Below are 12,740 nucleotides of genomic sequence, written 5' to 3'. Positions count from 1 at the left end.
ACGGCCCCTTACTCTTTGCGAAATAGCGCATGGACATTGTTTTGCTTGTAATTCAGCACCGGATCCAGCTCTTCCATGGTGAAAGAGAGCGCCAGATAACGGCTGGCCATCAGCGCGGCAAAGTGTTCCTTGATCAGCGCGAACAGCATCTCCCCTACCTGCTCGCGGCTCTCCAGGCTGCGGCCGTGGCCGATTTTCAACGTCATGTGCACGAAGGCGTAATCCTGCTTGCCGTCGGCCATTTGCCAGGTGTCCAGCCAGATGGCGCGGCTGCGTACCCCGGCCAGCGGGAAAATGCCGGTGTCCGCCAGCGCCTGATTGACCCTGGCGAACAGGGCGGGAAGATCGGCCTCTTCGCGGATGTTGTTGGTGCATTCAGCATAAAAATGCGGCATAGCGATCTCCGAACGGCGAATTTGCGCGGGCAAGCCGCCCGCGCGGCGGTGGTTACAGGGTGTTGCCGAGTTTGAAGCCTTTTTCCGTATCGCCCTCGCGGGTGTAGGAAAAACCATCGGCACCGATGGTGACAGCCATTTCGCTTGGCGCGCTGCGTTCGATAACCGGCTGCGGCTTGCCGTCGAGATCCAGCACCAGCGAGCCCTCGGTGTACCAGCTCGGGACCACCGGGTTACCCCACCAGTCGCGGCGCTGGTTGTCGTGCACATCCCAGGTCACGGTCGGGTTATCCGGATCGCCGGTGTAGTAATCCTGGGTATAGATCTCCACCCGGTGGCCATCGGGATCGCGCAGATAGAGATAGAAAGCGTTGGAGACGCCGTGGCGCCCGGGGCCGCGTTCGATCACATCGGATTTACGCAGCGCGCCGAGCTTGTCGCAAATGGCCAGAATGTTGTGCTTTTCATGGGTGGCGAAGGCGATATGGTGCATGCGCGGCCCGGCCCCGCCGGTCATCGCGGTATCGTGCACCGTGGCTTTGCGGCGCATCCAGGCGGCGTAAACCACGCCGTTTTCGTCACGAATATCTTCCGTCACGCGGAAACCCAGCCCCTGGATGTATTCCACGGCGCTCGGGACGTCGGGCGTAATTTGGTTAAAGTGGTCGAGGCGCACCAGCGCGCCCGGCGTGTAGAGATCGTAACGCCAGGCCAGGCGCTCGACGTGCTGCACGTCGTAGAAAAATTCGTACGGGAAGCCGAGCGGATCTTCAACCCGCACCGCATCGCCGATGCCCTTGACGAAGCCCTGCACCCGGCGCTCGGTGCGACAGCCCAGCGCGTTGAAATAGGCTTCGGCGCGGTCGACGTCTTCCGGCGTGCGCACGCGGAAAGCAAAGGCCGCAACGGCGGCCACCGGGCCTTCACGCAGCACCAGGTTGTGGTGGATAAACTCTTCCATCGAACGCAGATACAGGGTTTTCTCATCCTCGGCGGTGACCACCAGGCCAAGGATGTCGACGTAGAATTCGCGTGCCGCTTTAAGGCTCGTTACCTGAATTTCCATATAGGCACAGCGCACAACGTCGGGAGCAGGGACAGCTTGGGTGGTAAGTTTTGTCGTCATCGTTCTCATCTCTTTCGTTTTTATTGTGGCCTGAGGCTTAGACGCCCCATTTCGGGATTGGGTGGTCCCCCATGGAAATGCACACGTTCTTCATCTCGGCGAACACTTCAAAGCTGTATTCCCCGCCTTCGCGGCCGGTGCCGGAAGATTTCACGCCACCGAACGGCTGGCGCAGATCGCGTACGTTTTGGGTGTTGACGAAAACCATGCCCGCTTCAATATTGCGGGCCAGACGCAGAACCTTGCTCACATCTTGCGTCCAGATGTACGACGCCAGGCCGTACTCCACGTCGTTGGCCATGCGCAGGCCGTCTTCTTCCGATTTGAACGGCAGCAGGCAGGCCACCGGCCCGAAGATCTCCTCCTGCGCGATGCGCATCCGGTTATCGACATCCGCCAGCACCGTCGGGCGCAGGAAGTTGCCGTGGCTCAGCCCGGCCGGTTTATCCGGGCCGCCGGCCAGCAGGGTCGCCCCTTCCTCTATCCCAAGGCGGATATAGCCGGAGACCTTTTCCCAGTGCTGCGGGCTGATCAGCGCCCCCACCTGGGTATTGGGATCCTGCGGATCGCCCACGCGCAGGCGGTTGGCGCGCTCGGCGAAACGTTTGACGAATTCCGGGTAAATGCTTTCCTGAATGAAAATGCGCGAACCGGCGGTGCAGCGTTCGCCGTTGATCGAGAAAATGGTGAACAGCGCGGCGTCCAGCGCGCGTTCGATGTCCGCATCCTCAAAAATCAGCACCGGCGATTTGCCGCCCAGTTCCATTGAGAATTTCTTCAATCCGGCGCTCTCGATAATACGGCGGCCGGTGGCGGTACCGCCGGTGAAGGACACGGCACGCACGTCCTTATGGCGCACCAGCGCGTCGCCGGCGGTGGCGCCGTAGCCCTGCACCACGTTGAGCACCCCGGCCGGGATGCCGGCTTCCAGCGCCAGCTCCCCCAGACGATCGGCGGTCAGCGGCGACAGCTCGGACATTTTCAGCACCGCAGTATTGCCCAGCGCCAGGCAGGGCGCGGTTTTCCAGGTGGCGGTCATAAAGGGCACATTCCACGGCGACACCAGCGCGCACACGCCAACCGGCTGGATCAGCGTGTAGTTGAGCATCTTGTCGTCCACCGGGTAGGTGCGGCCGTTCATCTGCTGGCAGATTTCGGCGAAAAACTCGAAGTTGTGCGAGGCCCGCGGGATCAGCACGTTTTTGGTCTGGTGGATCGGCAGGCCGGTATCGGCGGTTTCCAGCTCGGCGATCTGCGGCACGTTCTCGTCAATCAGCTCGCCCAAACGGCGCATCAGGCGCGCGCGCTCTTTCATCGGCGTATTGGCCCATTTCGGGAACGCGGCCTTGGCGGCGGCCACCGCCTGGTCGATCTCCTGTTGCCCACCGGACGCCACCTCCGCCAGCACCTCGCCGTTGGCCGGGTTGCTGGTAGTGAAATACTCTTTGCCGGCGACGTTCTTGCCGTCGATCCAATGGTTGATGGTTTTCATCGCAAACTTTCCTCGTAATCTTTTTCACTGATGATGTGGTTAACCAGACGGCCGATGCCCTCGATTTCCACCACCACCTCGTCGCCCGGCTGCACGTCGGCCAGCCCTTTCGGCGTGCCGGTGGCGATCATGTCGCCCGGTTGCAGCGTCATAAATTCGCTCAGGTAGCCGATCAGGAACGGGATATCGAAAATCATGTCGGCGGTGCTGCCGCTCTGGCGCAGCTCGCCGTTGACGTAGGTGCTGAGCGCCAGGCGGTGCGGATCGGCGATATCATCGCGATCGACGATGTACGGCCCAATTGGCGTCAGGGTGTCGCGGCTTTTCACCCGCAGGTTCGGGCGGTAGTAGTTTTCCAGATAGTCGCGGATGGCGTAGTCGTTGCACAGCGTGTAACCCGCCACATATTCCATCGCCTGTTCGCGGCTGACGTTGCGGGCGGTTTTACCGATCACCACCACCAGTTCGGCTTCGTAGTGCATGTATTCCACACCGGCCGGGCGTACCGACACCTGGCGGTGGCCGGTCAGGGTGTTCGGCGCTTTCAGGAACACCAGCGGCTCTTCCGGCGCCTTGAATTCCAGCTCGCTGGCGTGGTCGGCGTAGTTGAGGCCCAGGGCAAACACCGTGCCCTGCGCCGGCGGCAACCATTCGGCGTCCCGTTCCTGCAACACCGTGCCGTCCGGCAAGGTAACGCGCAGCTGGTCATCCACGCGGGCGTTAACGATCTGGCCGTGATGGCGAATACGGGCGTGTCTCATGATAATTCTCCTGCCTGCGTCACGCGGTTGGTCAGGGTGGGCAGACCGGCGGCGCGCACCGTCACTTCATCCCCAGGTTTGATCTCCACCCGCTGATGCGGCGTGCCAATCAGCACCGCGTCGCCCGGTTGCAGGGTAATAAAATCGCTGAGGGCGGCGATCAGTTCAGGCACCGAGCGCACCAGATCGGCCGTCGACCAGCGATCCTGCTCCACCCCGTTGATTTCGGTGACGATCTCAAGCTTGCCGGTTGCCGACAGCTGGCCGATATCCCCCAGCGGGCAAAAACCGTCGCGGCACTTCGCCTTGATCGCCGGGCGGTAAAAGCTGCTTTCCGGCAGGCTGACGTCGTTGGCCAGCGCATAGCCCGCCAGATAGTCCGCCACCTGCTCGGCCGGCACCTTACGGGCGGTATTGCCGATCACCACCGCCAGCGTAGCGCCGCTTTGCACCTTTTCACCGGCCGGGAACGGGATCGCCCCGCCGTTGGCGAGGTGGGTATTGCGCGGTTTGATAAACCACACCGGGGTCTTGGGCGGGGTCTGATACGGCGGCTCATGAAACGCCTGATCCCAGGCGTCAATCTGGCTGCGGTGGTTCAACGCGACGGAAAATACGGTGCCTTTCATGCAAACTCCTCTTGTGACAGAACATGACAACCGGCATTCATTAATATATTAACGATTAGTTTTATACGCTGTTTACGATTTACGCAACGCGGTTGGATTGATTTGTGATCCTGATAACAAAATATTCACAATTGCGGAACATTAGCGTTATTATTCAAATGATTAATCGTTTTTTGGCGTATTTTCACCCGCCAACTGCTTTTTCGCTTTATCCGTTGGGGTAAATCTGGCTATTATTAAGTTATTAACAAATCAGGCTTTGCAGGGGCGCGCTCTATTGCGCTCGTGGTCTCAGCATGCTGAGGCCCTGCGATAAGAGCCGACATATCGAACACCTTGATAGTAAAGGCCAAACCTATGCATGAGTCCTTAACCATTGCCCTGTTGCAGGCGCGTGAAACTGCCATGGGCTTTTTCCGCCCGATCCTGAAAAGCCACAATCTGACGGAACAGCAGTGGCGCATCATCCGCGTGCTGGCCAACAATCGCTCGATTGAATTCCACGAGTTGGCGGCGGAAACCTGCATCCTGCGCCCCAGCCTGACCGGCATTTTGTCGCGCATGGAGCGCGATAAGCTGATCTTCCGCCTGAAGCCGGTCAACGATCAGCGCAAGCTGTACGTTTCGCTGACCCAGCCGGGCCAGGAGCTGTACGACGTGGCACGCCATCAGGTGGAACAGGGTTATCGCGAGATTGAAGCCGCGTTTTCGCAGCAGAAGATGGATCAACTGATGACCTTGCTGGACGAGCTGATCACCCTGGGCGACAAACTGCCGGCCAACGTGACGGCCCATCCCGCCAAGAAATGATTCATCTCAAATGAATGGGCGTTGCCGCTAAATAGCTGCGTTTAATACCGCTACACCCAAGCTTGCGGTGGGTGGGCGTTCTGCATGACCCCCACCTGTAGCACGATTCGTGCGCAGCTATGTAGGCCAGCAGCCAACAACGCTACCGCTAGATAGCTGTGTTTAATACCGCTACACCCTAAGCTTGAGGAGGGTGGGTCATGGCAGGTCAGCCGACCGTTGAGCGCAGGGATGCGCGATACGAGCCCCCAGGGACGGGTTCACGGCGTGTCGGCGTTCTGCATGACCCCACCTGTAGCACGATTCGGCGCAGCTATGTAGGCCTGCAGCCAACAACGCTACCGCTAGATAGCTGTGTTTAATACCGCTACACCCTAAGCTTGAGGAGGGTGGGGTCATGGCAGGTCAGCCGACCGTTGAGCGCAGGGATGCGCGATACGAGCCCCCAGGGACGGGTTCACGGCGTGTCGGCGTTCTGCATGACCCCACCTGTAGCACGATTCGGCGCAGCTATGTAGGCCTTCAGCCAACAACGCTGCAGCGTCAAGTAAGCAGAGAATTCACTTCCGGCAGCAAGGCGCCGCCGTCCACCACCAGCGTCTGGCCGGTGATATAGGCCGCCGCCGGCGAGGCGAGAAACACCATCGCCGCGGCGATGTCTTCCGGCTCCCCCAGCCGCCCGAGCGGGACTGCGGCGGCAATCGCCTGATTGACCGCCGCGCCGCCCAAATTGGCCATTGCCGGCGTGCGGATCATCCCCGGCTCCACGCCGTTAACCCGAATGCCCGCCGGTGCCAGCTCCAGCGCCGCCGCGCGAATAAACCCGTTCACGCCCGCCTTTGAAGCGGCGTAATGCGCCAGCCCCGGATAAGCCACCCGCGGCCCGGTCACCGACGAGGTCACCAGCATGCAGCCGCCCTGGCGCCGCATCCACGGCAGCGCCGCCTGCGCCAGAAAGAACGGCGCCATCAGATTAACGCTCAGCGTGCGTTGCAACAGCGGGGCGTCAATGTCGGCAAACGGCGTCAGCGGGAAGTAGGCCGCATTGTGGATAACCACGTCCAGCCGCTGATATTGCTCCCCCACTGCCGCGACCCGTTCGGCAATCTGCACCGCGTTAGCCACATCGCAGGCCATCGCCTGCACCCGCCAACCTTGCCGTTGCAAAGTCTCCGCCGCATCCTGCGCCTTGCGCAGTTGCAGATCGGCCATCACCACCGTCGCGCCCAGGCGGGCAAAGGCGCTGACAATCGCCAGCCCAATGCCCTGAGCGCCGCCGGTCACCAACACCACCTGGCCGCTGAAGGCATCGGCCGCATAGGTTGCGTTCATCGGCTTATCCTCTTGGATGGCGAGTGATGTTCAGCACCTGCGCATGGGCGCCCACCGCAAAGTTGCTCAGCGCGCTGAAGTCGCTGCCCTGATAGCCGAGGATCTTGCCGTCGGTGCGCATCGCCTGCAGATCGATCATCACCACCCCCAGCGTCGGCACGATCTTCTCGCGCCACACGAACAGGTACAGCTGCTCGGCGACTTTCACGTAATGGCAACGATCGACGTCCGCCAGTCCTTTCTCTACCCCGTCCAGACACTGCCAGGCGTAAAAATTGTCGTTCAGGTAGATGTGCTCGTAACGCTCGGTCGGGCTGTAGGTGTACATATTGCGCATGCCGATCAGTTCGTCGGTGAAATGCGGCAGCGCGGCGGCCGCACTATCCAGCGTGCCGAAGCGGAACTCGGCGTTGACCGCCGTGAGCGGCAACCCTTGTTCAACGCGGCTAAACGCATCCAGCCGGGTTTGCTGCTCGTCCGGCAATTGACCGTACACCAGGGTGAAATTGCCCTGATTGCGATCGCATACCAGCGTCATGCTGGCGTTGTCTCGTGAAGGATCGAGAAAATCGATAAACAAAATGCCGGAACGAATGCTGGTGGCGCGATAAGCGATACCCGCGTGCGCGCCCCAGTTCAGCGTTTGGTCATCGGTAAAATGGCACTTCAGCGTTTCGCCCTCGGCAAAATGCAATGTCAGCGTGCTGCCGCTCAGCCCCAGTTGCCGTTCCAGCGTATTGCTGTGCGGCGCAAAGCCCTCAGCCAGTGCGCCAACCTGAATAAATACCGCTTCTGAACTCATCTGACTCTCCTTAAAGGGAAGTAAAAGCCAACGTCGGCACGTCGACGACGGTAGAGCCGCCATCGGCCACCAGCGCCGCACCGGTAATGATTGACGCCTCGGCCGAGCAGAGAAAACGGCAGATGCCGGCGATTTCCTCCGCGCTGGCCGGGCGACGCAGCGGCACGTCGCGGCACACCATCCGGTAAGCCTGCTCCAGCGAGATCTGATGGGCGTCCATCAGCAGTTGCATCTCCTCGTCCGCCATTGGCGTGGTCACCCAACCGGGGCACACCGCATTGGCGCGTACCCCGAGCGGGCCATAATCGCGGGCGATGGAACGCATCAGCCCGATCAGCGCATGTTTGGCGGTGACGTAACCGCACACCTCCGGCCCGGCGGCCAGCGAAGCGATAGAGGCGACAAACAGCAGGTTGCCGCCGGTTTTCACCAGTTCCGGCAGGCAGGCGCGCGCGCTGGCGAACGCGCTGTTGAGATTGCTGTCCAGCGCGCCTTGCCACTGCGCGTCACTCATCTCGGTAATGCGCCCAAACCCCATACCGCCGGCGCAACCGATCAGACAATCTATGCGCCCGGCCTGCTGCAAAATGGTCGGCAGCAGGGTGGCGTTCCAACTTTCACCGCTCGACGCGTCGCCCACCAGCGCCACGGCGCCGATGTCCTCCGCCAGCAGCGCCAAGGGTTCGCGGCGGCGGCCGACGATAAACACCCGATCGCCCTGGGCCGCCAGCAGCCGGGCGCAGGCGGCGCCCACGCCGGTGCCGCCGCCGGTAATCACTACGACTCTACTCATTGAGCTTCTCCATCAGTTGGCCGATCATCAGCAGGCTGCTCAGCAGCAACCGCCGCTGTTCCGGCTCCAGCCGCAGGTAGCGACGGCCGGCCGGCAAACGGCTGACCACTTCAGACGCGGCAAAATGTTCGATATCCAGCCGCCAGCGGCCGTCGGCCACCCTCAGTTGGATACTGCGGAAATCGAGCTGCGTCAGCGTCTGGCCAATCTGCGGATAACGCTGCAAGGCGTCGATCACCCGCTGCGCCGTGGCATTGCCGCGGGTGGCGCGATAAACCACGTCCCGCCGCCGCAGCCAACCCCCGGCGGTGACGCGCAGCGTCAGCGGCTCGGCCAACCGGCTTGCCCCCTGCAGGCGGAAGCGGTGGCTGACGATATGCGCCATAAACAGCGAGCTGACCCGTTCGCTGACCTCAACCACCTGTCCCTGCGGCAGCGTCAAGCGCAGTTGGCACGGCGCCAGGCGTTCGCAGGCATAGGGCTGCAGATTTTGCGCCAGCCGAGTGAGCGTCACCCCCGGCTGATAACCCGCAGGCGCCCGCTGCCACACGCGATTAAGTGAGGGAAGTAAGCCGATCATACTGCGCCTCCTCGTTTTCCGTTTTGGCGAAGGCGGTTTCCAGCACCTGCTCGACCGGCACCGGCTTGAACGGGTTGACCTTCTGCACGCACAGCGTCCAGAACAGCGCATAGACGGCGGTCAGGCCGATCATGATGCTGAAAGGAATATAGACGTCACGCGGATTCATGCCCGGCGGAGTGATGTAGATAATCGCCAGCACAATGCCGATGCTGGAGACGATTTGCGGCAGCGGGAACCACGGCGATTTGTAGGCGCGCGGCAGATCCGGCCGGCGGATACGCAGGATCACCACTGAGCAAGTCACCAACAGATAGGCCACGCCCCAGGCGCACACCGCCGCCAGCACCAGGGGAATGATGCGCTCGAGATTGCCCTGAATGACGAAGGCGTGTACGCAGGGGATCAGCACCGCCACCAGAATGCCCACCACCGGGGTTTTAAAGCGCGGATGCAGATAAGCGAAGATGCGCGGCAGCGCGCCGTCCAGCGCCATGCCGTACAGAATGCGCGGCACCGCCGCCATCAGCGTATTAATGGTGGCGGCCCCGGCCAGCAGCAGCCCGATACCGAGCCAATATTTGCCGAACTCGCCCATAACCTGCCCGGCAAAAGCCGGGATCGCCATCGGCGTATCCAGCAAGTGAACGCCGTTGGCGGCATCCACCACCACGTTATCCACCTGATGGCTGAGCGCGGCGCCGTAAAGCGCCATGCAGACCGCCACGCCGCACAGCCCCAGCGACATGGCGCGCGGGATCACGCTGGCGGAGCCTTTGATCTCCGGCGCCATCGGCGTCACCAGTTCACAACCGACAAACATAAACATCGCCATACCGATCAGGCTGAACACCGCAAAGGGATCGCTCAGACTCAACGTGCTGCCGAACCAACCTTCCAGCGGCACCGCATGCGGCGACAGCAGCCCGGCGATCCCGAAGATCACCAGCGTGCTCCACATGGCGAAAGTCAGCACGATCTCCGCCTTGCCGAACGCCTCGATGCCAAACGCATTGAGCAGGCCGAACAGGATCACCAACCCGACGCCAATCATCCAGGAGGTGTTGTGGGTTTCCATCAGGGTGTTGAGGTGTTCGAAATTCACCAGCGCCATGATGCCGGAAAGAATGGTTTCGGCGGTGCCGGCAAAGATATGCACGATCAGATAGGCCGACAGCGCGCCAGTAATGGCAAAAAATCGCCCCATGCCGCAGGCGATATAGTCATACACCGAGCCGGAGGTCGGCAGCATCGCCGCCGCCTCCGAGAAGGTGGTGAGCTGGGCTTGCATCATGATAAAGGCGATCAGCATCGCCAGCGCGAAGGTGTCGCCGCCCATGCCGAAACCGCTGGTGACGGTGAGGATCACCGGACTGGCCATAATCACCCCGACCGAGCTGGCCAGCGTAGTGGGGAATCCGACCTTGCCCCGTTCAAGGTGGGCATGAAGCCGCGACGACAGGTTCATGGGTAGTTCCTCTTATAGTTTTTGCCCTGGTGTGGTTTGTGCAGGTTTATGCCGCCGGTAGCGGTGATCTCACTATAGAGAGGAAAGGAAAATACTGGCTATCGTCCTTAAGGACGAGGCCGCACCATAGCTTTTTCGTCTTACCTTTTAGCCCGGCGAGCCGTTATGGTTTGAGTCTCGCCGAGGGGGTTTTCGAGAGGATGCGGAGAACATACGTCTGTCCATCGTTCTCAGGAACGAGCCTCCGGTTGCCGGCGGAAAGGGGGCGCTAACCGGCGGCAGGGGGAAATCACTTTAAATTCAGCGGGAAGGATGCGCCCCATTCATTAACATATGAACAAAATATTGACGCAAGGCCGCCAACCCTCCTGCCAACCCTGAGTCGTCGCCTTGTTATTTATGTATTTTATTGCAATCAGGCTCACGTTGTTAATATGTTCTTATTGTGTTACGGAATTGCGACAATTATGCTGACATCGTTCATATAGTGAACGACGCATTCTCCAGATCGCAGGGCAGGTAAGGAGGGAAATGAATCATGCACAGCACATCATCCGATGCCTTTATCAGCAGCTGTCTGACCACCATTGCGCATTTGATCCCGGTATCCGCCGGGGTGTTTTACCTGGTCAATCAAGATCTGCGGCCCGACCACTATATTCTGCACGGCATTTCCGATAAAACGCATCAGCAATATTTGACCCATTTTCAGCAGATTGATCCGCTCAAACCCGCCAATTTCCACCAGCAGGATATCAGCATGGTCGGCATGAGCCCGGCGGCGATCGCCAATAACCGCCACTATTATCATGACTTTATGCTGCCGAATGACATGCGCGATATGACGGAGATTTTTATCCGCCAGCGTAAACGCATCATCGCCGGGGTGTCTTTGATCCGCGATACGCCGTTTACCGAAGTGGAGCGCGGCCGCCTGCGGGCGGTACTGCCGCTGATAGAACTGGCGACGCGCGATCTGCTGCCCGGTGGCGAAACCCAGTTGCTGACCGCCAAGGAGCAGGAGATCGTCAATATGGTGCGCGAGGGGGCCAGCAATAAACGCATCGCTCTGAAACTGGGCATTTCACTTTCGACGGTGAAAACCCATATGCGCAATATCTTTGCCAAAACCGAGGTAGTGAACCGCACCGAATTGGTGGCCAGCAGCTTTATTGCCCGGGGTTAATTAACCCATAGCGATTGCTTATGGCTTCACGGACGTGGCGCCCCGAACTCTAAGCTCCCTCTGCGGCACCGCACGTTGCGCCCCTGCACCTTCCCGCTTTGCCGCTACGCTGAATAAGGTTTCCGTTATCCTACCGATGAGAAAATACGATGTCTGAACAAAAGATTAGCTTTATCAAAGGTGACCAGGGCGACATTGCGGTACATGACTGGCGCCACGATCGGCCGCGCTTTCTGGCGCTGCTGGTACACGGTTACGGCGAGCATCTCGGCCGTTATCAGTACGTGGCACGTACGCTGGAGGCACAGGGCGCACGCGTGTTCGGCCCCGACCATCTCGGCCACGGGCTGTCGCAAGGCGAGCGCGTCTTGATTGAGGATTATGATGCGGTAGTCGACGACGTTCACCGCGTAGTGGTGCATTTTCAGCAGCTGCACCCAGACGTACCGCTGGTGGTCATCGGCCATTCGATGGGCGGCATGATCGCCACCCGTTACGTTCAACGTCATGGCGATGGTGTGCGTGCGCTGGTGCTGTCCGGTCCGTTGCTCGGCGAAAGAACCCAGATCTCCGACTTGCTTGATCTGCCCGCTATTCCGAACGAACCGCTGGATACCGCCACTCTGTCGCGCGATCCGGCCGTTGGCGAAGCCTATCAGGCCGATCCCTTGGTGTGGCACGGGCCATTCAAACGACCGACGCTGCGCGCCATGCAGCAGATCCTGGCAAAAATCAACGCAGGGCCGGGTTTCGGCGCGCTGCCTACGCTGTGGATACACGGCGATGACGATCGGCTGGTGCTGATGGCCGAATCGCAGACCGCCATCAATCGGCTGAAGGGCAGCGATTTCGACGCCATGATCAACCCCGGCGGGCGGCATGAGAGTTTTAACGAGACCAACAAAGATCAGATATTGAAGCGGGTCACCGATTTTATTGAGCGGGTGCTGGGATAGCGGATTTCCCCTCTCCCTGCGGAGAGGGGATAACGCGGAGATCAGCCTTCGACGATGGCGAGATAGTGTTTTACAAAACGATCTGAGGTGATTTCCCACCGCACCGGCGTGCCCTTCTCGACAAACCACGAATCCCCTGCCTGATACTGCACGGACTGCCCGGTGCTCTCATCGGTCAGCGTCGCGGTGCCTTCCCACACCGTGGCGTGTTCGGCAAACGGATACTCCATCACAAAGGTGCCGCGCGTACAGCTGAAAACGCCGCAGTTCAGGTTGTCGGTCGGCTCACCGAAAATAGTCGCGACCCCGACGTTCGGTGAACCGGCGATCACTCTGGCGCCCAGGTTGCTGACGCTGCCAATCTCCAGCAGTTCAGGCAGCGGCTGCTTAAGCAATAATGGTTTCATGTC

The 12,740-nt window shown here is 60.4% G+C and carries 14 protein-coding genes; 3 read left to right on the top strand and 11 right to left on the bottom strand.

The features are described from left to right. Nucleotides 1-8: 8 nt before the first annotated feature. Genes JK621_RS01830 through JK621_RS01810 form a run of 5 tightly spaced genes read right to left on the bottom strand, consistent with a single transcriptional unit; the run spans nt 9 to nt 4,403 of the window. Complete coding sequence (locus tag JK621_RS01830; RefSeq protein WP_212558404.1) at nt 9-395, bottom strand: 5-carboxymethyl-2-hydroxymuconate Delta-isomerase; 387 nt, start codon at nt 393-395, stop codon at nt 9-11. 52 nt (nt 396-447) lie between these two features. Further along, nucleotides 448-1,521, bottom strand: coding sequence for a 3,4-dihydroxyphenylacetate 2,3-dioxygenase (gene hpaD, locus JK621_RS01825; RefSeq protein ID WP_212558403.1), 1,074 nt, complete (start codon nt 1,519-1,521; stop codon nt 448-450). A 37-nt stretch (nt 1,522-1,558) separates the two neighbouring features. Next, nucleotides 1,559-3,013 carry a 5-carboxymethyl-2-hydroxymuconate semialdehyde dehydrogenase gene (hpaE, locus tag JK621_RS01820; RefSeq protein WP_212558402.1) on the bottom strand — a complete coding sequence of 485 codons (1,455 nt, stop codon included), beginning with the start codon at nt 3,011-3,013 and terminating at the stop codon, nt 1,559-1,561. Next, on the bottom strand, nt 3,010-3,774 hold the full coding sequence (locus tag JK621_RS01815) for a fumarylacetoacetate hydrolase family protein (RefSeq protein WP_212558401.1): 765 nt from the start codon (nt 3,772-3,774) through the stop codon (nt 3,010-3,012). Before JK621_RS01815 ends, hpaE begins: the two co-directional genes overlap by 4 nt. Then, nucleotides 3,771-4,403, bottom strand: coding sequence for a fumarylacetoacetate hydrolase family protein (locus tag JK621_RS01810; RefSeq protein WP_212558400.1), 633 nt, complete (start codon nt 4,401-4,403; stop codon nt 3,771-3,773). The genes JK621_RS01815 and JK621_RS01810 overlap by 4 nt, the downstream gene beginning before the upstream one ends. A 357-nt stretch (nt 4,404-4,760) precedes the next feature. On the opposite strand from JK621_RS01810, the gene hpaR reads away from it, so the two are divergent. Continuing rightward, a complete protein-coding gene (hpaR, locus tag JK621_RS01805; RefSeq protein ID WP_119804548.1) occupies nt 4,761-5,213 on the top strand; it encodes a homoprotocatechuate degradation operon regulator HpaR in 453 nt (150 codons plus the stop codon). Nucleotides 5,214-5,756: 543 nt separating this feature from the next. Here hpaR and JK621_RS01800 read toward each other — a convergent pair. Genes JK621_RS01800 through JK621_RS01780 form a run of 5 tightly spaced genes read right to left on the bottom strand, consistent with a single transcriptional unit; the run spans nt 5,757 to nt 10,188 of the window. Next, nucleotides 5,757-6,545, bottom strand: coding sequence for an SDR family oxidoreductase (locus JK621_RS01800; protein WP_212558399.1), 789 nt, complete (start codon nt 6,543-6,545; stop codon nt 5,757-5,759). Nucleotides 6,546-6,549: 4 nt separating this feature from the next. Next, nucleotides 6,550-7,347, bottom strand: a complete 798-nt coding sequence (locus tag JK621_RS01795) for a MoaF C-terminal domain-containing protein (RefSeq protein ID WP_212558398.1) — start codon at nt 7,345-7,347, stop codon at nt 6,550-6,552. Nucleotides 7,348-7,357: 10 nt separating this feature from the next. Next, the gene (locus JK621_RS01790; protein ID WP_212558397.1) at nt 7,358-8,140 is read right to left on the bottom strand and encodes an SDR family NAD(P)-dependent oxidoreductase; all 783 of its coding nucleotides are present in this window, start codon (nt 8,138-8,140) and stop codon (nt 7,358-7,360) included. Next, nucleotides 8,133-8,720, bottom strand: a complete 588-nt coding sequence (locus tag JK621_RS01785; RefSeq protein ID WP_212558396.1) for a DUF3156 family protein — start codon at nt 8,718-8,720, stop codon at nt 8,133-8,135. The genes JK621_RS01790 and JK621_RS01785 overlap by 8 nt, the downstream gene beginning before the upstream one ends. Further along, complete coding sequence (locus JK621_RS01780) at nt 8,695-10,188, bottom strand: APC family permease (protein WP_212558395.1); 1,494 nt, start codon at nt 10,186-10,188, stop codon at nt 8,695-8,697. Before JK621_RS01780 ends, JK621_RS01785 begins: the two co-directional genes overlap by 26 nt. Before the next feature lie 538 nt (nt 10,189-10,726). On the opposite strand from JK621_RS01780, the gene JK621_RS01775 reads away from it, so the two are divergent. Further along, nucleotides 10,727-11,374 carry a response regulator transcription factor gene (locus JK621_RS01775; protein ID WP_212558394.1) on the top strand — a complete coding sequence of 216 codons (648 nt, stop codon included), beginning with the start codon at nt 10,727-10,729 and terminating at the stop codon, nt 11,372-11,374. 149 nt (nt 11,375-11,523) lie between these two features. Then, complete coding sequence (locus JK621_RS01770) at nt 11,524-12,330, top strand: alpha/beta fold hydrolase (protein ID WP_212558393.1); 807 nt, start codon at nt 11,524-11,526, stop codon at nt 12,328-12,330. Nucleotides 12,331-12,371: 41 nt separating this feature from the next. On the opposite strand, the gene JK621_RS01765 is transcribed toward JK621_RS01770, so the two are convergent. Next, nucleotides 12,372-12,737: a cupin domain-containing protein gene (locus JK621_RS01765; RefSeq protein WP_212558392.1), complete on the bottom strand. Its 366-nt coding sequence runs from the start codon at nt 12,735-12,737 to the stop codon at nt 12,372-12,374. Between the last annotated feature and the right edge of the window lie 3 nt (nt 12,738-12,740).

Origin of the sequence: Serratia plymuthica, assembly GCF_018336935.1 — a bacterium.
Lineage (GTDB): Bacteria > Pseudomonadota > Gammaproteobacteria > Enterobacterales > Enterobacteriaceae > Serratia > Serratia plymuthica_B.
This window is presented reverse-complemented; position numbering and strand designations above follow the sequence as displayed.

Excerpts from the sequence above, each read along its gene's own strand:
- JK621_RS01830 (WP_212558404.1), bottom strand. The coding sequence starts at position 395 with ATGCCGCATTTTTATGCTGAATGCACCAACAACATCCGCGAAGAGGCC.
- hpaD (WP_212558403.1), bottom strand. The coding sequence starts at position 1,521 with ATGACGACAAAACTTACCACCCAAGCTGTCCCTGCTCCCGACGTTGTG.
- hpaE (WP_212558402.1), bottom strand. The coding sequence starts at position 3,013 with ATGAAAACCATCAACCATTGGATCGACGGCAAGAACGTCGCCGGCAAA.
- JK621_RS01815 (WP_212558401.1), bottom strand. The coding sequence starts at position 3,774 with ATGAGACACGCCCGTATTCGCCATCACGGCCAGATCGTTAACGCCCGC.
- JK621_RS01810 (WP_212558400.1), bottom strand. The coding sequence starts at position 4,403 with ATGAAAGGCACCGTATTTTCCGTCGCGTTGAACCACCGCAGCCAGATT.
- hpaR (WP_119804548.1), top strand. The coding sequence starts at position 4,761 with ATGCATGAGTCCTTAACCATTGCCCTGTTGCAGGCGCGTGAAACTGCC.
- JK621_RS01800 (WP_212558399.1), bottom strand. The coding sequence starts at position 6,545 with ATGAACGCAACCTATGCGGCCGATGCCTTCAGCGGCCAGGTGGTGTTG.
- JK621_RS01795 (WP_212558398.1), bottom strand. The coding sequence starts at position 7,347 with ATGAGTTCAGAAGCGGTATTTATTCAGGTTGGCGCACTGGCTGAGGGC.
- JK621_RS01790 (WP_212558397.1), bottom strand. The coding sequence starts at position 8,140 with ATGAGTAGAGTCGTAGTGATTACCGGCGGCGGCACCGGCGTGGGCGCC.
- JK621_RS01785 (WP_212558396.1), bottom strand. The coding sequence starts at position 8,720 with ATGATCGGCTTACTTCCCTCACTTAATCGCGTGTGGCAGCGGGCGCCT.
- JK621_RS01780 (WP_212558395.1), bottom strand. The coding sequence starts at position 10,188 with ATGAACCTGTCGTCGCGGCTTCATGCCCACCTTGAACGGGGCAAGGTC.
- JK621_RS01775 (WP_212558394.1), top strand. The coding sequence starts at position 10,727 with ATGCACAGCACATCATCCGATGCCTTTATCAGCAGCTGTCTGACCACC.
- JK621_RS01770 (WP_212558393.1), top strand. The coding sequence starts at position 11,524 with ATGTCTGAACAAAAGATTAGCTTTATCAAAGGTGACCAGGGCGACATT.
- JK621_RS01765 (WP_212558392.1), bottom strand. The coding sequence starts at position 12,737 with ATGAAACCATTATTGCTTAAGCAGCCGCTGCCTGAACTGCTGGAGATT.